Source organism: Actinobaculum sp. 313, from assembly GCF_003073475.1.
GTDB lineage: Bacteria > Actinomycetota > Actinomycetes > Actinomycetales > Actinomycetaceae > Asp313.
The window spans coordinates 1,941,968-1,960,988 of sequence record NZ_CP029033.1; the positions used below are offsets into that span (position 1 = coordinate 1,941,968).

Below are 19,021 nucleotides of genomic sequence, written 5' to 3' on the forward strand. Positions count from 1 at the left end.
CTTCAGTCTCGCGTTAGCTTGCGGTAGGTCACCGAATGCGGATGAACTGCCTCCGGCCCCAATCGGTCGACCTTGTTCTTCTCGTAGGCTTCAAAATTACCTTCGAACCAGTACCAGGCCGCCGGATCGTCATCAGTACCCTCGTAAGCCAAGATATGGGTAGCGACACGATCCAGGAACCAGCGGTCGTGCGTGATGACCACGGCACACCCTGGGAACTGAAGCAGTGCGTTCTCCAGCGAGGAGAGGGTCTCCACATCCAAGTCGTTGGTCGGCTCGTCGAGGAGCAGGAGGTTCCCGCCCTGTTTGAGGGTCAGAGCCAGATTCAGGCGGTTGCGTTCTCCACCCGAGAGCACACCTGCCTTCTTCTGCTGGTCCGGCCCCTTAAAACCGAAGGCGGAGACGTAGGCACGCGACGGCATTTCTACATTGCCCACCTGAATGTAGTCCAACCCGTCCGATACCACTTCCCACAGGGTTTTCTCCCCGTCGATTCCCGCTCGGTTCTGATCGACGTAGGAGAGCTTCACCGTCTCGCCGATCTTCAGCGTCCCGGCGTCCAGCGGCTCGAGGCCGACGATGGTCTTGAACAGCGTGGTCTTTCCAACGCCGTTGGGGCCAATAACTCCCACAATTCCATTGCGAGGAAGGGAGAATGACAATCCGTTGATTAGGGTGCGATCACCGAAGCCCTTCTTGAGGTCGGTTGCCTCCAACACCACGGATCCGAGCCGCGGCCCTGGAGGAATCTGAATCTCCTCGAAGTCCAGCTTACGGGTGCGTTCAGCCTCCGCAGCCATTTCCTCGTAGCGTTCCAAACGCGCCTTGGACTTGGCTTGGCGCCCCTTAGCGGATGACCGCACCCACTCGAGCTCATCCTTCAGACGCTTGGCCAGTTTCGCATCGCGCTTGCCCTGAATCTCCAAGCGGGCTTGCTTGGTTTCAAGATACGTGGAGTAGTTGCCCTCGTAGGGATACAGACGCCCACGATCCACCTCGGCGATCCAGCTGGCAACGTGGTCAAGGAAATAACGGTCGTGCGTGACCGCAATAATCGCTCCCGCGTACTGCTGGAGATGCTGCTCCAGCCAAAGCACGGATTCCGCATCAAGGTGGTTCGTCGGCTCGTCGAGCAGCAGCAGATCGGGCGCTTCCAGCAGCAGCTTGCACAGGGCCACGCGGCGGCGCTCGCCACCGGAGAGCACGGACACCGGAGTGTCACCGGGAGGGCAACGCAGAGCATCCATGGCCTGTTGCAACTGGGCGTCCAGATCCCATGCATTGGCCGCATCAATTTCCGCCTGTAACTTGCCCATCTCATCCATCAGCGCATCGAAATCAGCGTCCGGATCGGCCATTTGTTCACCGATCTCGTTGAATCGATGAATCTTGGTGATGATATCGGCCCGGCCCTCCTGCACGTTCTCCAGGACCGTCTTCTCTTCATCCAACGGCGGTTCCTGTTGCAGAATGCCGACAGTGTAGCCAGGGCTGAGGCGCGCCTCCCCGTTTGACGGTTCGTCAAGGCCTGCCATGATCTTCAGGATCGTTGACTTGCCCGCACCATTCGGGCCAACCATGCCGATTTTCGCTCCCGGATAAAACGCCATGGTCACGTCATCGAGGATCGTCTTATCGCCGACACGCTTGTAGGCGTGAATCATCTGGTAGATGTACTCTGCCACTGTTCTCCATCCGCTGTATCAAGACTCTGGCCGCCCGGGCAAGCAAACGGCCCTCGTACAGGATACAACCCCGGCACCAACCGTTGAAAAATACCGGCGTGAGGCTCCTACCACCATCGAGGCGCACCTGCGTCACGCCGCCGGTGAACAGCGTGCGCACAGCATCCTTGCGGCATATCGCTATACCATCACGGCGCTCAGGTTACCCGCCGGATCGGGCCCACTCTGACTTTGCTCCTCCGCAGGAAAATCCGCCGACACCGGCTGGAGCGCGGACTGCTCGCCATCCAGTTCGTTAGAGTCCCCGTTCCCACCGGTGCCCGTGTTGCCTTCCTCCTCCAGGTAGGCCCGTAATGGTTCCGTGTTGCTGGCCGACTCACGTGGCTCTCCGTCAACCGGATCGAGGGCTTTCTGCCGTGTCTTGACGAATTTTGCCTGGCCGGTACTCAGTTCGATGCCGAAGGCATCGGCGACGATCACGTTTTCGCTATGGTTATGCCCCTCTTTATCGGTCCAGGTACGCGTGTTCAACCTGCCACGCACCAGCACCGGGTGCCCCGCCGTACGCATTCAGCGACATTCGTACCGAGGTCGCCATAGCACCGCACCGAATACCAGGACGTCGTTCCGTTCTCGAAAGTACGCGTGTCACGTCTGAAGTTGCGCGGCGTTACACCCACGCGGACGAGTGAGGTCGTGCGTCCGAGGGCGTTGCTGAACACCGTCGGATCTGCGCCGACGTACCCGCGGATGGCGATAAGCGTTTCATTAGACATTGGGTTCTTCCTTTCTGTACCTACCACTTGGCACGGGTCAAGCATCCGCGATTGAAGGTTGGAAAGGAAGAAAGGTGCGATCTGCTGTGGAAAACAAGACCATTTCCGTGCCTGTGGGGATCGCGAGCCGCGCGTGCGTGAGCACTTCGTTTGCCGTTTTGTACGTACTCCGGCACCGCGCCGCGCCAACGAACTAACGGCAATCCGATTCCAACTCGCTGGTCAATGCGGCAGCTTCGCGGATGATTTGATCGGGTACGTATCCGATTAGCGACGATTCACCCCAGACCACGCCCAGAACATCAAAGACTCCGCCGGGCATCGCGAGTCCCCGCGGCCCAGTGCGTCACACGCGCCATGCAAAATCCGCGTCAAGCATTTGCACGAGGGTTCGTGGCCTAGGGGCTGACCCCAGTGGGTTACACCTCAAGTGCTTCACGGGCAAGCCGATGCCGGTCCAACACGGATGCCGCGGTTTCCACCAAGGTCTCTTTTGTACTCTGCGCAATCGCCTGTGTAGCGGCGGCCTCGTACTGCTCGGCGGAGCGAACTCCCGCAGTTGCCTGCATGCGCAAGCCCACGACCCACAACACCGCACCAAGGGCCAGCCCTCCCACCGCGAGAGCGATACGCGCGGGCAGAACTCTCACTGGCACTCCAATAATGGCAAGAACAATGCCGACAACAGCGAGCAGGCTGCCGAGCACTCCAAGAACGATGGTGGGCTTACGGGACACCGCTGGCACCGGCACTCCCCGTAACGCGAGTGCGATTGCTCGCCGCACGCGATCCGGATCGGGAATTGCCTCCGCAACCGCATCCTGCCACCGTGCAGGCAATCCGGTGCGCACATGTGATAACCATGCGTCACGCGCCGCAACCACCATGGAGGCAGCGGGCCGTTCCGGTTTGGCAATGGCACTCTGCCCCAACGTACGCCCCGCCTGCCGCAAGGACTCTACGACAGCGGGAATACCACAGGCACTGACAATCTGCTCGTTCGTCGCCTCAACCACCTCGCCGTCCAGTTCCGCCTCGCCGTCGCCCACACTTACGGCCAGGCGACGTCGTATCGCGTCCAACTCGGCTTGAGCGGTCGCAATGCCGGCCTCCGTAGTTTGAACGGCGTCGCGCAAGGCCTGCCGAATCGGTTCCAAGCCCTCGTGATTCAACGCCGATGCCGCATGGACCGGAACGCCCTCCAAGCCGTCCTCCTCCAGCAGGCGAATCACATCGGCCACCAAGGCGTCATAGCCTGCGGGCGGAATGGTATCCACCTGATTGAGGACCACGATCATATGGTCCTTCCGTGCCCGCATCGCAGCCAGGTATGACTCGTGAATGAGATGATCGGCGTACTTCTGTGGATCGAGTATCCAGACAAGCACATCAACCATCGGCAACAGCCGATCAACCATCATCGAGTGCCCCACGGCAATCGAGTCGTGGTCGGGCAGGTCCAGTAGCACGAGCCCATCCATGGAGTCCCGACCCGCCGTGAGAATCGACTCATGGTTAATCCGCCGATTCGGGCTAACGCCCAACATATCCAAGAGCTTCGTGGCATCGGCATTCCACACACAGGCCGTCGCCTGTTCCGTTGTCGGGCGGATTTCCCCCGCATCGGCAAAGTCCAGCTCTGTCAGCGCATTGAACAGCGTTGACTTACCGGATCCAGTACCACCGGCCAACGCGGCAACGGTGAGGCCAATGCCCGCGCCTAGGCGCTCCTGAGCGCCCAGCAGTTCCTTACGCACACGCGCCGCCAAGAACGGGTCGATGCACTCACCGCCGGCTTCAACCGCCAAGCCCAGTTTCTCCAAACGCTCCGTCACATCGGCAACACTGGCGCGTCCGGTAATCGGCCCGCCCACTCCACGGGCGTCATCATCGCCCGATTCTTCAGTATCGTTCGCGGGTGCGACTGGAGTGTCATCCTCCGCGTCGTTCTGACCATCGACGTCACCCTCGGCGTCGTCGGCGAGAGAGGCCTCTTCCGTTCCGGTATCCGCTCGATCTGCTGCCCCGGCGAATTCCTCGGCATTAGATGCAAGTTCCTCGTCGACGCCCACGGCCCCCTCACCCGGCCCGTCTACCTTTGCAGCCCGATCCTCCGGCACCGCATCCAGATCGCCATTGTCAGCCACGTGCTCATGCCCCCTTTGCCTGATTCTGAGCGAGATATTCACTGGCACGCAAACGTAACTGACGGCCGTTACCAATGGGAATCTCGTCAAGTACAGAAGTGTATGCCGCCGCGGCTTGATCCACCGCACCTTCCAGCCGCTCCGCCAGTTTTTCACGCGCAGGGCGTAGAACTTCGGCAACTCCCAACACACGAAGCGCCTGCTCGGCTCCCCCAACACCGCCTGCCGCGGACCCGAGCAGCGCCGCAACGCCCGAGGGTGTCAACCACGGATTGTCCGGTACTGTTTGTGCCATCACTGTAAGGTCAGAATGCCACTGCGAGACGGCATCGGCAACAATTCCGCGCACCGAAAGCCGCTTATGCCCTTCCTCCCGGTACTCCACAGTCTGCACAACGGTTTCGCCCCACACCTTCTGGATCGCTTCATCCGCGGAAATTAGCGCCTGGTTGAGCCCCACGCGAATGGAGGTGAGGACGCCATCGAACACGGAACCTGCAGCGGCGTCGCGCTCCACCTTGCGCCGTCGCTGCAGTAGCCCCGGACGTTCACCGGCCGCTAGTGACGCCAGTGCGCCGCCAGTAGAAGCGAAGGACAACCACGATGTGGTTGGTGCGCCATGGCCGTAGCGTCCCAGGCGCGCGTTTGATGCAACTCTGCTCCGTGGTTCCTCGGCGGCTTGCCGCGCCTTCTCCGCCAAGTCCTGGACTGCGGCCGCCTGCAACTCCACCGCCTCCGACAGGTCGAGCAGTTCACGTCGCAGCTCCGGCAGCATGGCCTGCGTTGTCCGGTCTACCAGTGCTGTGCCCAGTTTCGCGGCAGCGATAACCTCGAGCCACTCCCGAAACACCGCGACGTCCTCCGGCTCCAGCAAGCCTTCATGTGGCCCGGCATCGTTGATCAGCATCAATGGATCCTCACCGATCCCTGTCGCTTCCATACGGCTAAGCAGGTCGCTGCGCACCGCTTCCAAGGCTCGTTCGGGGATACGGTTGAGGACGACTGCGGTTGTCATTCCGCGACGATGTGCGTCTGCCAGGGTATCCCACGCCAGAGCATCCCCGTACCGGGCTGCCGTCGTCACGAACACCCAGAGATCGGCGGCGTCCAGCAACCGCCGCGAAAGCTCCCGGTTCCCGGCATCCACGGAGTCCAGGTCCGGGGCATCTACTAGCACAATGCCCGGAACTGCGCCTTCACTGACTACGACCTTGCCCATCTCAAGGAGCGCGTGATCCTCCATCGCCGCAGCGTTAGATGGGTGCACGGCGATCGCCGGAAAACGTGTTGTCGGTCGTAGCACCGAGGCGGGCGATGCCTCCTCGCCCAAAATCGAGTTGAAAATGGTGGACTTTCCAGCTCCCGACGACCCTCCGAGTACAACAACTGCTGGCAGATCCGCTTGGCGCAGGTGCGGGAGGATACGCGTCTTGAGTTGCGTGAGGAGCTGCTGGCGCGATTCAGAGAGTTCGCGAGAACCGGGCATGTCGAGCGGCAGCCGGGCATTCTCCAGCGCAGAAATGGTACGTGCGACAAGATCGACCAAATCGCGATGCGTGGTTGCAGACTTCACGCGCCTATTCTCCGCCACTTTGCAGGAAAAGTGGCGGATCACTCGCGGCATGTGGCAAAAGAATTGGTACTTGCGCCTTCCTCGGGTACATTAAGGGGGCCAGGATTCACCTGGGTCCGCCTCCATAGCTCAATGGATAGAGCAACGGCCTTCTAATCCGTAGGTTTCCGGTTCGAGTCCGGATGGGGGCGCAACCACATACCGCACCAGCACGCGAAGTCTGCCTCTTACGCCCGGCGCACCGGAACTTCTACCCTTCGGCTACAAGCGCACGCATCACCGCGCGAGCGCACTTTTCACGCAGGTCGTGCACGCTGCGAGCAAAAGCCGCGACGAAACGCGAGTCCGTACCGAGTTCGCCGAACACCTGCTGGTCCGAGATGAAGGCCTCATCCTCTCCGACACACTGCCGCGCCGCAAGCTGCTGCAAGCGCTCCCCCTGCTTGTCGTCGACGACGATTGTGGAACCGTCCTCAGCTGTGCCTTCCTCGCCCAGGTCCCAGGCGGCGCACAGCGCGGCTCCCAGTTGGATAGGACCGGAAGCGAGGTTGTCGCGCACGGTGGGTAGTTACTGGCTGCCGACGGACCCGTGACGACCGCGGAGCACCCGCTGAACCGTACCCGCGCCATGTTGGCTGCCAGTGTAGCACTCGGTTCCAAGCGAAAATGACCCAGCTCCAGAGCCCCATCCAATGGAGTACATCCCACCTGGATCCAGACCCGGAGCATCACACCTCCTCTCACAACACAACACCTTCGTCCACTGCGGCGTGCAGGCGAGTACACTTGCCGCCGTGACTACCCATGATGCAGCAACTCGTGAACCGAATACCCCTATCGTGTGGATCGACTGCGAGATGACCGGCCTAGACATCGACGTCGACGAGCTCGTCGAGGTCTCCGTCGTAATCACCGATTCCGATCTAACTCCGGTCGACGCGGGGATTGACCTCATCATCAAGCCCACACCGGGTGCCGTCGAACATATGGGAGACTTCGTTCGCCAGATGCACACCAACTCCGGGTTGATTAAGGAATGGGAAGGTGGCCTTGAACTGGGCGAGGCCTCAGCACAAGTCCTCGACTACATCAAGCGTCACGTACCCGAGGCCCGCAGGGCTCCACTGGGTGGCAATTCCGTGGGCACGGATAGGACCTTCCTCGCCAAATACATGCCGGAAGTCGTCGAGCATTTGCACTATCGGGTAGTTGATGTCTCCTCCATTAAAGAACTCGCCAAACGGTGGTACCCACGCGCCTATTTCGCTTCACCGGAGAAGACCGGCAACCACCGTGCCCTCGGTGATATCTACGATTCGATTGACGAGTTGCGCTACTACCGGAGCGTTCTTATGCCGGACGGCGAGGGCCCGACGACGGCGCACTGCAAAACCGCGGCCGCTACCGCCGCCGGCACAACCGCCCGCATCGCGCAAGCCCCGCAAACCGCAGAAGGCTAGCACCCGGCGACTCCTTGACGAGGGCGCTGCGGGTTTCCCGCCGTAACGATCGCCGTTGCAAACGACACCACCAACCTCGAATAAGCGCGAGTCGGCTGCGCACCTGCGCAGAGCTTTTGAGGCCTCCGAGCGCGTGCGGCCTTTCAGGCAACCGTATCCGGATAGACCGCCAACTCCACCAGGTTTCCATCCGGGTCGCCCAGGTACACCGATTCCATCGGCCTAAGCGCTCCGGTTCGTTGCAGCGGTCCCAGTTCTGTGGTGAGTCCGGCCCGTCGGAGGTCGGCGACGACGTCGTCCATCGGGGCGCGGACCGCAAAGCACATGTCGGCGCTGCCGGGAGTGACGGCACCGGCATGCTGCTCCAACTCATGTCCGCGCTGATGAAGCTTGATTTTGGACTGGCCGAAGCGCAGCGCTCACCAGACTGGTCGAGAGCGACCAGGCGATCAAAGCCCACTGCTCACCAGAGCGAGGCCCACCGTTTACCAGACTACCCGGAGGGTGCCTCCACTGCTCTTGAGGCCCCACGGTCCCTCAGGCTGCTACGCCCCCACTCACACACCTTCCCGGGCGGTGCCACTAACCAGACTATTCGAAACGTGTGGCGCTGTGGTCCGTCCACCGCACCGCGACCCGATACGCCACCAAGGCCGCAACACCGACCAATGCCAGGCACAACGCCAGTATCCCGTAATACCACAGCCCGGGCCAGGAGATGCTCCGCTCGCTCAACCCGGTAATTGTGACCCAGCCGGTGAAGACCCCGAGCGCGACCGCGCCGAGGAATGCCACAACAACGGGCAGTACGGTCTCCGCGGTGATGATTCGCCGTAGCGTTGCCCCTCGCATTCCGGTCAGGCGCAGCAGTCCGAAGACTCGCCGTCGGTCCAGGATGCCGGAAATCGTTGCTACCGCGAGTGAAAGCGCCGAAATCGCCGTTGCGATCACAATGCCGATCGCCGCCATGGCGGCGAACTGGTTCTCGGTAGCCTCCGCCGCCACATTCCCGTCTTCATCGCGCGTCAGTGGCGTCGACAGCGGGTTAACGTGCCCGCCGTTCCACAGCGCCGTGCGCACTCGCTCCCGCGCGGCCGCACTGCCGTCGGTAGCAACGAGCAGCACTGCGGCATTCTCGCCGCCAGAGGGTGCGGCGGTGGGCCGGAGGTCTAAGGACTCCCCGGCTGCTGCTAGCGCATCCGTATTCAGGGAGACTCCCGCTGCGCCGTCGGGCACGGTCAAGCCGATACTACGGGCGTCGGCAGCGGAGAAGATCACGCGCGAAATAGTGCCGTCGGTAGCTCTCGGCGCGTAGCCGACCCCCGCACCCGTCACGCCCGGCACTCCCATAAGCTCTTCTTGCTGTTGCTCAATGCCTGCTGTAACGCGCTCGGCATTCTCTCCACTCCCCGCCTGAACAATGATCGTTGCCGTTGAGAGGTGAAGATCGTCGCTGACGGCTGCCGGTCGGCCGACTGCCGCGGTCATGGCCACCGCGAAAACGGAGACGAGAAACACCGCGATGACCATGCCAGAGACGGTTCGAAAAGCAGCTCGCGGGTGGCGGGCTATCCGAGCGCAGGCAACGAGGGTTTCGGGCCGTCGGGCGTGCCGTTGCCCGAGCCGCGCACACCATGCGGTAAGCATGGCCCCCGCCGTCATGAGGCCGCATGCCACTAGAAGGAGCCCAGCCACCAGTGCAAGTCCGGTGCTACGCGTTCCCCAGAGGCCCGCTCGGATCATGAGAAGAAGAATCACGCCTCCCAGCAGGGGCACTATCGACACCACCCGGGGGCGCCGCTCCTGCACATCGCGAATAGAGCCTACGATCAGCGCCTGACCGGAGCGGGCACGTAGCCAGGCGATCAGAGTAGCAGCCGACGCCGTAGCAAGAATGATTCCGATAACCAGGGCCGCCGGTAAGCGCAAATCCTCAATATAGAAACGCCCCGAGTTTACGCGCACCCGTGCTGCAGCCGGGAGAAGCAGGCGCGCAGCGACCGCACCGAAGCACGAACCCACAAAGGCGGTGAACGCCGCTTCCAACGCGGAAATCGCGGCAACAGTCGGCCGTGTTGCACCTATGAGCCGAAGCGTCGCAATATGTTCGGCGCGCTGCGCGGCACCCAAATCGGTCACGATAGCTATCAGAAGGAGCACGGGCACCAACATGGCAATCGCTCCCAGCGCGGCAATGATCTGGTATACCTCGCTGGAATAGCGGGTGCCGACAAAAGAAGAAACAAGTGACGCAGCGTTGCCCAGTTGTCCGGCATCAAGTAGTTCGTCTACCGTAACGCCTTCGACGACGACAAGTGCATCCGGCCCCTCCAACCCACTGCGCTGAATCGTTCCCGCAGCTACACCGTAACGGTCCCCCAGTTGATCCGCCGGTGCCGCACCGATGAGCTCCTCCAGCGCCGGAGAGGCGAAGTACTCGCCCGGGCGCGGAGTTCTGTCGATTCCCGGAAGCGCTACCGTGGTCTGATCGGACGCGGCAATACGCACAACCGTTATCGTCCGCCCACCGTAGAAATCGGATGTGGTGAGGGCGGCCGCTGTATCCGGCTCGAGGGGCAGGTCAGCTTCGGTGAGGCGTTCGGGAACACGGTATGGGGTGAGGGTCCAGGTGGAGCGCTCCGTGCGCTCCCCGATTCCGCGCGAAGCTCCGAGCAGCAGCAGGAGGATTGCGACGCCGATCATGACGCCCACACACATCCCACTGACGCGACGCCGCGAAGCGACGTCGCCGGCCACTAGCAACCGGGTCAGTTGTATCCGCGCCTTCATTGCGGCGTCCCGTCGCTCTGCCCGCCCACGCACGGCCCCGTGCTGTGGCTACCCGCACTGTCACTACTACCCGTACCGGCACTGATGCGGCCGTCACGCACAATGACCTCCCGATCGGCGTATGCGGCCGTGCGTGCATCGTGGGTTACCAGCACAAGCGTCGACCCGTCCTCTCGCACGCGCCTCACCAGCGCATCCATCACCTGTTCGGCCGCGAATGAATCCAAAGAGCCGGTCGGCTCATCGGCGAAGATGACGCGCGGGTGGGCAACAAGCGCACGTGCTATCGCAACACGCTGTGCTTGCCCGCCCGACATTTTGCTCGGCAACCGGTCGAGTTCCGCCTCCAGGCCGAATGCGACAAGGGCATCACGCGCTCGCGGCACGGCCTTACGCCGCTCGATACCCGCCAGAAGCAGCGGGATCGTGACATTGTCGAGAGCGCTGAGATCCGGCAATAACTGGCCGAACTGGAACACGAAACCGAAATCGGTCAAGCGCAGATTTGCTCTCCGCTCCTCGCTCCAGGAGCTCATGTCCTCACCTCGATAGCGCACCGTTCCGACGTCGGGAACAAGCACACCCGCGAGGACATGCATAAGCGTGGACTTCCCCGAGCCGGATGGCCCCATAACCGCCAGGGTTTCGCCTTCACTAATATCAAGATCGATGCCGCGCAATGCCCGCGTCATGCCAAATGAGTACTCGACCGCCCTGGTTTGCAGTAGGGATTGTTGACCCACCGCCTCTGGCGCCTTGCCGTTGTCTGTAGACGCTTCTCCCATCCGTTCCGCCAGACGACTGCCTGCCCTACGTGGCAGGTTCATGCCTGCACCTCCTTCCGAAGGGAGCCGAGCCGGGCCTCGGTTACATCAATCCACTGCAGATCGGCCTCAATGTGGAACATTGCGTGATCGGCCAGCAACGCCCCTCGCAGATCGGCTTCTTGTTTGGCCCGGGTGAGTTCGCGGAGGCGGGCGAGATGTGCGCTGCGTTGGATATCGAGAAGACGTTGGGCGTCGTCGCCAAGCAGAAGAGCAATGATCGTCTTGGCAAAGAGATTCGATTGTAGGGTATCCGCCACCGGATCTGCGGTGAACATCCATTCCTCCACCCTCTTGCGCCCCTGCTCTGTTATCTCATAGCGTTTCCGTTCCGGCCCGGCCCCGGGCTCTTGGGCGACGAGTGTGATCAGGCCGTCGCGGATGAGGCGTGCCAGTGTGGCATAGACCTGACCGTAGGCCAAGGGTCGGCGCGATCCGAACCAGTGGTCGTAGCTCTGTTTGAGGTCGTACCCGTACCCTGGGGCGGGGCCGAGCAATCCGAGCAGTGCAAGCGAGGTGTCCATGGCTCGACTATACACTCAGCGTATACACCGCGTCTATAGCCGCCTTTGAGTGCTGACGTGTCTGATCTTCCTACCCGGCGGCTCATACGGCGGCGGTTCCCTGAGGCAGCCATTCCTGCGGCGGCGGGCCGAGGAAGCACTGACGACGGCTTCGTCGCCACGCCGGAGCCACGTCGGCACTATCTCCCCTACGCGGCTGGCCTGCCCCGCAGGCCTGCCGCGGCGCATATCACCCACGCCGTGACCCGATCCAGAATCGGTGACTCAATGCGCCACCGTTGCCAATACAGAGGAACGGCAACACTGCGGCTCGTATCAAAACGCACGAGGGCACCGCGCGCAATCTCTTCTCTTGCTTGGTTGCTGGGAAGGACGCTCCACCCCAGACCAAGACGTACCGCGGCGAGGAAGTCATGATTCGACGGGACGAAATGCGCTGGAGGCTCATGCAGGGCACCAACCATCTCCAGGTATCGATGCTGCAAAGAATCATGCATATCAAAACGTACCAGCGGTTGACGCTCGGGAGCGGCGGCGACGGCGTCGGCTATCTGCGGAGCACACACTGGCCAATACTCCATTGCCCCCAGCGGGCTGACCACGCAACCCGGCGCGGGCGCCGACTGTGAAGTCACCGCCGCCATCACCGCTCCCCGGCGCAGAGACTCGCGGCTGACCTCCTCGTCCTCAATGCGCAAGTCCAGCATCATGCTCCCGTCCCGCGCAATATTGCCGACGACGGTTGCGAACCACGTGGCGACCGAGTCGGCGTTAACTGCCAGCGCACAGCGAGTAAGCCGTGTGGTGCCATCACTTCGAACACCCGCCACGCCCGCTGCAGCCAAAGCCTCGGTTGCGTCCGCTGTTGCCAGTTCCACCTGGCGCGCCAACTTGAGCAGGACCTCACCCGCAGCGGACGGCGCCACCGGTCGAGTTCGCTGCACTACGGCCCTACCTATCTCATGTTCAAGGGCTGCTAAGCGCTGACTGACCGCCGATTGCGTGATGTGAAGTCTGCGTGCGGCAGCCTCGAATGACCCTGTTTGGCACACCGCGGCCAATGCGGCCAGGCTTGTAGCGTTGTACATATTAGGAAGTCTAATGATACTTGCAGACTCTTTAAGAAACTTGGTGGGAGTGGGATGGCTACCTAGTCTGATCATTATGGCCCTACCACTGATGAGTTACCTTCCGATGGCCGCCACTTTCGCCTTCGCACCCGGACCGGATGCCACCCTCACCATTCGCAGCTCGTTATCCGGCGGACGAAGCCACGGCCTGGCTACCGGGCTTGGAACCGCCTCCGGGTCCGTGGTCTGGGGACTTTCCTCTGCGGTCGGGCTGGCTGCGCTTGTGGTGTCGCAACCTGCACTGTTCGCAATATTGAAGGTGACCGGCGCGGTTTACTTGGCCTTTCTCGGGCTCCAAAGCCTCAACTCCAGCGTGCGAACCCACCGGTCAGCACCTCAACAATCGGCCGCAGCTCGACGCCCCTTACCGCTGCGTCCACTGCTGCAACGCGTCGGCTTGCGACGGTCCTACCCGCAACGCCCCGCCCTGCGAGAGACCGAGCCACAACACTCCGCTCTGCAGCAGCCAATACCGCAGCACTCCACCCAGCAACACTTCACCCAGCAACACTCCGGCACCCGAACGATGACCTCCTTGCCATCGCATCTACGCGCCTACCGTACCGGCCTTCTGGCTTCCGTTTTAAACCCGAAAATGGGGGCTTTCTACCTGGCGGTGATGCCGCAATTCATCCCGGACGAGGGTAACACGTTCCTCTGGTCGATGGCACTCATGGGCATTGAGTTTCCCGTCGCCGTCGTCACAATGTCGCTGTATGCCGTGGCAGCAGATCGATTGCGGGTGCTTAGCAGCGAGCAACGAGTCTTGAGGTGGATGGACCGCATACTCGGCTTTGTTCTGCTGGGGTTCGCCGCTCTTCTCCTTGTTGAATGATGCGTGAGTGAATATCGTGGCATTCACTATGTGGACAGATGGACAAAGGTCTCAAATACAATTCGCCATCCGGACTAGGATGACTACCGGCGGCAGTGGCGGGAGCCACTCACCGCTATTCCGCCCGGTAGCGGGACACGTTTCCACGGGAGCGATCCTCTATTGAAACGGGTTTCGACTCCCAGGGCGATATGTTATGCACACCACCAATGGGAGGAATCTCGATGTCGAGTTCCACGCAAGAAAAGCCCCGTTCACGGGCTAACTCGCTAGTTATCCGCAGCGCTATCGTCGCTGCGCTCGGTGGCCTTGTCTTCGGCTTCGACACGGCCGTCATCTCGGGTGCTGAGGGCGCCCTACAGGAGGTCTTCAGTCTGAGTAACTTCAGCCTTGGCCTCACAGTTGCAATTGCAACCTTCGGTACCATCTTCGGCGCCATTTTCGCCGGCCGACTAGCAGACCGCTTCGGCCGTCACAAAGTTCTGTTGTGGATCGGGATCATCTACATTCTCGGTTCCCTCGGCACGGCCTTCGCTCCGACCCATATCATCCTGCTGATCTTCCGCTTCGTCGGCGGTATTGGCGTCGGCATGTCCAGCGTCTGCGCGCCGATCTACACCGCAGAAATATCCCCGGCTGCCTACCGCGGACGCCTCGTCGGACTCGTTCAGTTCAACGTTGTTCTCGGCATTCTGCTGGCCTACTTCTCCAACTTCCTCATCCGGCGGATCGCACCCGATGATGTCGCATGGCGCTGGATGCTCGGAGTTATGGCGATCCCCTCGGTCATCTTCCTCCTGCTGCTCCTCACCGTACCGGAAACGCCGCGCTGGTTGATGAGTCATGGTCGCACGGATGCAGCCATTGCCACGAGCCGTCGGCTCTGCTCCACCCAGGAAGAGTCAGACGAGCAGATCGCCGAGATCAAAGAGCAGCTAGCCGAAGACGCACGCCTGCGCAGCATGCGCACCCCGTTCTTCTCGCGGAGGTACCGGAAAGTCATTCTTATGGCCTTCGCCATCGCCGCGTTCAACCAGCTCTCCGGAGTCAACGCCATCCTGTACTACGCGCCCCGTGTGATTCAGGAGGCCGGCGCAAGCGATGATCAGGCATATCTCATGACGGTCGCAGTCGGTTTCATGAACCTCATAGCGACGATGGCGGCTTTGACAGTTATCGACCGCCTCGGCCGCCGAACCCTGATGCTTGTTGGATCAATTGGATATCTGCTGAGTCTCGGCTTCCTGACCGCTCTGTTCTTCGTCTACGACGGGAATTACAACACGACGTCGTCGGTACTGGTGCTGGTCGGCCTGCTCTGCTTCATCGCGGCACACGCCTTCGGGCAGGGCTCGGTGATCTGGGTGTTCATCTCCGAGATCTTCCCCAACCGGGTGCGCGGCGCGGGCCAGTCCTTCGGCTCACTGACCCACTGGACCTTCGCGGCGCTGACTACCCTGCTGTTCCCAAGCATTGTTGGAGCGCTCGGCGGCGGCATCGCCTTCCTGATCTTCTTCATCTGCATGATCGGACAGCTCATCTGGGTCCGCCTGGTCATGCCGGAAACCAAGGGAATTCCATTGGAGGATATGGAAAAAAAGCTCGGCCTACGCGACGCCTGAGCCGCCCTGCCCGAGCGCGCCCCTGCGGCAATCCGTCAAGCGGTCACCGCCCGGGCGTTCCGTCCAACGGAACTGCACTCCCCGGGACTGCGCTCCTTGACGGTCGCCGCGGTCGGCAGCTCAGCGGCAGCACCCAGTGGGTACGGGACTTCTATCCAAGGGGTATCCCCCATAGGCGAACGCTCTTCAGAGCCCGGAACAATGACTCTTGCAAGGCGCGTCGCCGCTCGCGGAACACCGAGCCCAACAAAAGGGAACTGGCCGCACACATCAATACACACCCGTAACGCCCCTTGTCCGGCACTGATCGGAGAACTTGCTAGGCAAAACCGCCGCCGGTGCCGGACAATAGGTAACAAGATCTCTATACATCCACTCAGAGGAGAATCACATGGCTGTGACCGATCCGGATGCCGCACCCGTGCTGTGCCTGGGCGAAGCCCTTATCGACGTCGTTATTCGCGGCGACGAATCCGAAGAACACGTTGGGGGAAGCCCGCTCAACGTTGCGTGCGTACTCACCGAACTCGACCATCCGGCGCTTATCGGCGCGTGGTGGGGCAAAGACCAGCGCGGCGCCATGATCGAAGAGTTCGCGCGCGCGCACCACGTCGGCATTGTGCCGGGGAGCGACGCGGCACAACGAACAACTGTTGCCTACGCGCGTCTAGATGAGCAAGGCCGCGCCACATACGAGTTCGACCTGCTGTGGGACGTCCCACCGCTTCCCGCCCCGGCGTCGCTTGCCCACCTGCACACCGGCAGTATTGCCGCCACTCTTGAGCCCGGCGGAACCGGTGTTCTCAAGGCCGTCAAGGACATGGCAATCCGTGGAACCGTCTCCTACGATCCCAACGTTCGCCCCTCAATCATGGAGTCACCGGAGAAGGTCCTGCCACGTATCGAGGAGTTGGTGTCGCTGTCTGATGTTGTCAAGGCCTCCGACGAGGACTTGGCCTGGTTGTATGGCGAAGACACCCCCGTGGAGGAAATCATCCGCAAATGGTTGGCACTCGGACCGGGACTAGTCGTTGTTACCCGCGGTCCGTGGGGCGCCTATGCGCGACTCGCCTCCGAGCGGGACATGCTCGTTATTGATCCGCTCAATGTGGAGGTGGCCGATACCGTTGGTGCCGGTGATTCCTTTATGGGAGGCCTGATCTCGGGCTTGCTCGACGCCGGACTACTGGGCAATGCCGAAGCGAAGGCGCGCCTGCGCAATGCCACCTGGAATCAAATCCGCAGCGCATTGCACCGGGCAACCATCACCTCGGGGCTGACGGTAAGCCATCCTGGCGCTCACGCGCCCACCCGCACGGATATCGACGAAGTCCTGAAGGCCGACCCGCGCCTCGCATAGATCAAGCTCCCGCACCGCACGCTGGATGCGGGCAGGAGTCCCAGCAACCCGTGCCGGATACGACTAGGAGTTCGCGAGCCGAGCCGCATGCCGCGCAGCTAGAATGCTCCGACACTGCGTGCCTCGGGCAGCTACAGGCCCAGCAGACCTTGTTAGGCGGGCACCATTCCAGCAGGTGCCCATGAGGCAGAGTACCCGTCGACTAGGCGGTCCCATGGCCTGAGCGTCTCGGTCGTCCACCCGTCTCGGTGAGCGTGGATGGTTACTGCCACATAGCCAACGTAAACCGGCTGACCCAGTCTTCGGACTCTGGTCAGCCGGTTCTGCCGTATTAGGCATTAGCTGCGGTTGACTCGCAGAGCCGGTCACCGCAGCGGCAACAGGTGGCGGCTTGTTTCCAGGCCGCCGGTCCAAATCAGGGTCACACACCTCGCACCGAGCAGACACTTACATTCTCAACGTCCAAATCCCGTCCAAACGATTCAAGCGGGACGCAGTAGCCTTCTCAAATCCGCACGATTCCGCCGTTCTTCAAATAGAGCTATTCCACTTTACCTGCGTTTGGACGGGATTTGGACATCCTCGGCCCCACAGCGCGCTGGTAACGGCACGAGTGCACAATTCGATGCCGGGGAGCCGACCTGCGCCTGCGGCACCTACGCATGCCTTCGTACCCAGAACTCGCCTTCGTACCTAAAGCTTGCCTTCGTGCCTAAAGCTTGCCTCGACGACCGTCACGAATGACCTCCGCCACAGCCGCCTTCTGCGCCGATTCGAGTTCGGGGCCGCGCACGCCCGGCAGCGCCAAGATGTTGACCAGAATCGCCACCGTGATGAGCACAACCGCGAAACCTGTGGCGGAACCCTCCCCGGCAAGCCCGACCAGCGGACTCACGAGTCCACCGCACACGAACTGCGCGAATCCCAGGATGGCCGATCCTGTACCGGCCCGCCGTCCGGCAACGGCTAGGGCGATTGCCGGGATATTTCCGAAGGCGAACCCGAGGCAGAACACGTGGCACATCAAAAGCGCAGGGATCGCAATGCGCAGCGGTGCCGAGTCGACTGGCTCCCGCATCGTCGCCAGACACAACGCGGCCATACCAACATCAACAACCAGGACGCTGGCCAAAGCGGTACGAATTTGCCGTTCCGGAGCCCAACGGATAATAAGTGCCGACGAAATCGTCGTCGCTACGGTCATGGTCGCCGCACAGCAACCGAAGATGACGGTGTACTGACCGGTCGCCATCCCTAGCACCGATTGAAGAACAAAGGGCGCGGCGGATAGGTAGGCCATCAGCAGTGAGAAGGTTGCCGCGTTTATGAGAACGATGCGAACGAAGAAGCGGCTCTTGCTCAGCTCCTTGGCACCTACGAGCAGGGAGCGTAATCCCGCAGTATTGCGGCGCTCGGCGGGAAGGGTCTCCGGGACGCAGAAGATGATGAGCAGCAGCAAGATGGCAGCAAATGCGGCGACGACGGCGAGGATGCCACGCCACCCAATTGGCCCAACGAGGATTCCCCCCAAGATGGGCGCGAGCACCGGCGCGATACCCTGAATCGCCATCACCAGATTCAACGCCTGCGCGGCGGCCGCTCCGCGCGCCCGGTCGGCGATGACAGCGCGGCCCAGGACCATTCCCGCTGCCCCGCCCAAGCCCTGGACGAAGCGGGCGATGATCAGAACGGTGATATTCGGAGTGGCCACGGTTACGATGCCCGCGATAAGTGACAGCACGGTTCCCCACAGCAATAGCGGCCGCCGCCCCATCCGGTCAGAAAGCACGCCAATTGTTAGCTGCCCTATGGCGATGCCCACCAAGAATGAGGTCATCGTCAACTGGACCTCCGACGCACCCACATGAAGGTCACGCGCCATATCCGTGAAGGCGGGAAGGTAGGTATCGGTCCCGAGCGGTGCTACCGCTGCCAAGGCCGCCAGAGATAGAAGAAGCGTCGGTGGGAAGGCGGATCGCAATGTCTGCGGTTCACCCTGCGATGCAGCAGCGTTTCCGTGCCCGGCACTGCGGCGTTCTTCGGTGGCCTTGCCTTGCTCAGCGCCGGTAACGTGCTGTTCGGCAGCCCGTTGCGCGGCACCCACAACGCGTCTTTCAGCATCAGTAACTCGTTTCACGGCCTTCGTGGTCTGCTCTGGGGAATCTGTCACCCGCATATTGTCACTCGCACCTTTACACGCGTAGCGCCGGGGAACGAGGAATTGTGTCCATATTCTCACCATTCGGCATTGTCCCTGCCCCGCGTCATGACTGGTTGCCGGAAGTAAGTGACTGG

At 61.7% G+C, this 19,021-nt stretch carries 17 protein-coding genes and 1 tRNA gene; 5 read left to right on the top strand and 13 right to left on the bottom strand.

The genetic code is table 11. The features are described 5' to 3' along the window. Nucleotides 1-2: 2 nt before the first annotated feature. From ettA to DDD63_RS08465, 6 genes are all read right to left on the bottom strand, one after another. Nucleotides 3-1,685, bottom strand: coding sequence for an energy-dependent translational throttle protein EttA (ettA, locus tag DDD63_RS08445; RefSeq protein ID WP_108715997.1), 1,683 nt, complete (start codon nucleotides 1,683-1,685; stop codon nucleotides 3-5). 180 nt (nucleotides 1,686-1,865) lie between these two features. Then, nucleotides 1,866-2,255 (bottom strand): single-stranded DNA-binding protein, encoded by a 390-nt coding sequence (locus DDD63_RS08450; protein WP_125482483.1) that lies wholly within the window; start codon nucleotides 2,253-2,255, stop codon nucleotides 1,866-1,868. Further along, a complete protein-coding gene (locus DDD63_RS08455) occupies nucleotides 2,213-2,461 on the bottom strand; it encodes a single-stranded DNA-binding protein (protein WP_164505503.1) in 249 nt (82 codons plus the stop codon). Before DDD63_RS08455 ends, DDD63_RS08450 begins: the two co-directional genes overlap by 43 nt. A 193-nt stretch (nucleotides 2,462-2,654) precedes the next feature. Next, nucleotides 2,655-2,783, bottom strand: a complete 129-nt coding sequence (locus DDD63_RS13200; protein WP_276308073.1) for a hypothetical protein — start codon at nucleotides 2,781-2,783, stop codon at nucleotides 2,655-2,657. Between the two features lie 97 nt (nucleotides 2,784-2,880). After that, a complete protein-coding gene (locus DDD63_RS08460) occupies nucleotides 2,881-4,698 on the bottom strand; it encodes a GTPase (protein ID WP_205647217.1) in 1,818 nt (605 codons plus the stop codon). Continuing rightward, entirely contained in the window at nucleotides 4,613-6,181 is a 1,569-nt protein-coding gene (locus DDD63_RS08465; protein WP_164505505.1) for a GTPase domain-containing protein, read from the bottom strand. Before DDD63_RS08465 ends, DDD63_RS08460 begins: the two co-directional genes overlap by 86 nt. Before the next feature lie 118 nt (nucleotides 6,182-6,299). On the opposite strand from DDD63_RS08465, the gene DDD63_RS08470 reads away from it, so the two are divergent. Continuing rightward, nucleotides 6,300-6,372: transfer RNA gene (locus DDD63_RS08470), tRNA-Arg, on the top strand. Nucleotides 6,373-6,431: 59 nt separating this feature from the next. Here DDD63_RS08470 and DDD63_RS08475 read toward each other — a convergent pair. Further along, entirely contained in the window at nucleotides 6,432-6,740 is a 309-nt protein-coding gene (locus DDD63_RS08475; RefSeq protein WP_108716002.1) for a hypothetical protein, read from the bottom strand. Between the two features lie 298 nt (nucleotides 6,741-7,038). Between DDD63_RS08475 and orn the strand changes: the two genes are divergently transcribed. Continuing rightward, on the top strand, nucleotides 7,039-7,641 hold the full coding sequence (orn, locus tag DDD63_RS08480) for an oligoribonuclease (RefSeq protein ID WP_240611483.1): 603 nt from the start codon (nucleotides 7,039-7,041) through the stop codon (nucleotides 7,639-7,641). 143 nt (nucleotides 7,642-7,784) lie between these two features. On the opposite strand, the gene DDD63_RS08485 is transcribed toward orn, so the two are convergent. From DDD63_RS08485 to DDD63_RS08505, 5 genes are all read right to left on the bottom strand, one after another. Then, nucleotides 7,785-8,009 (bottom strand): hypothetical protein, encoded by a 225-nt coding sequence (locus DDD63_RS08485; protein ID WP_108716004.1) that lies wholly within the window; start codon nucleotides 8,007-8,009, stop codon nucleotides 7,785-7,787. Nucleotides 8,010-8,232: 223 nt separating this feature from the next. Then, nucleotides 8,233-10,431 (bottom strand): ABC transporter permease, encoded by a 2,199-nt coding sequence (locus DDD63_RS08490; RefSeq protein WP_108716005.1) that lies wholly within the window; start codon nucleotides 10,429-10,431, stop codon nucleotides 8,233-8,235. Beyond that, on the bottom strand, nucleotides 10,428-11,216 hold the full coding sequence (locus DDD63_RS08495; protein ID WP_108716709.1) for an ABC transporter ATP-binding protein: 789 nt from the start codon (nucleotides 11,214-11,216) through the stop codon (nucleotides 10,428-10,430). The genes DDD63_RS08490 and DDD63_RS08495 overlap by 4 nt, the downstream gene beginning before the upstream one ends. A 38-nt stretch (nucleotides 11,217-11,254) precedes the next feature. Next, the gene (locus DDD63_RS08500) at nucleotides 11,255-11,779 is read right to left on the bottom strand and encodes a PadR family transcriptional regulator (RefSeq protein WP_108716006.1); all 525 of its coding nucleotides are present in this window, start codon (nucleotides 11,777-11,779) and stop codon (nucleotides 11,255-11,257) included. 188 nt (nucleotides 11,780-11,967) lie between these two features. Continuing rightward, the gene (locus DDD63_RS08505) at nucleotides 11,968-12,867 is read right to left on the bottom strand and encodes an ArgP/LysG family DNA-binding transcriptional regulator (RefSeq protein ID WP_108716007.1); all 900 of its coding nucleotides are present in this window, start codon (nucleotides 12,865-12,867) and stop codon (nucleotides 11,968-11,970) included. A gap of 13 nt (nucleotides 12,868-12,880) precedes the next feature. Between DDD63_RS08505 and DDD63_RS08510 the strand changes: the two genes are divergently transcribed. From DDD63_RS08510 to DDD63_RS08520, 3 genes are all read left to right on the top strand, one after another. Next, nucleotides 12,881-13,744: a LysE family translocator gene (locus tag DDD63_RS08510; protein ID WP_108716008.1), complete on the top strand. Its 864-nt coding sequence runs from the start codon at nucleotides 12,881-12,883 to the stop codon at nucleotides 13,742-13,744. Nucleotides 13,745-13,968: 224 nt separating this feature from the next. After that, nucleotides 13,969-15,366: a sugar porter family MFS transporter gene (locus tag DDD63_RS08515; protein ID WP_108716009.1), complete on the top strand. Its 1,398-nt coding sequence runs from the start codon at nucleotides 13,969-13,971 to the stop codon at nucleotides 15,364-15,366. Between the two features lie 391 nt (nucleotides 15,367-15,757). After that, nucleotides 15,758-16,726, top strand: coding sequence for a carbohydrate kinase (locus tag DDD63_RS08520; protein ID WP_108716010.1), 969 nt, complete (start codon nucleotides 15,758-15,760; stop codon nucleotides 16,724-16,726). A gap of 712 nt (nucleotides 16,727-17,438) precedes the next feature. Here DDD63_RS08520 and DDD63_RS08525 read toward each other — a convergent pair. Next, nucleotides 17,439-18,896, bottom strand: coding sequence for a multidrug effflux MFS transporter (locus DDD63_RS08525; RefSeq protein ID WP_346426207.1), 1,458 nt, complete (start codon nucleotides 18,894-18,896; stop codon nucleotides 17,439-17,441). Between the last annotated feature and the right edge of the window lie 125 nt (nucleotides 18,897-19,021).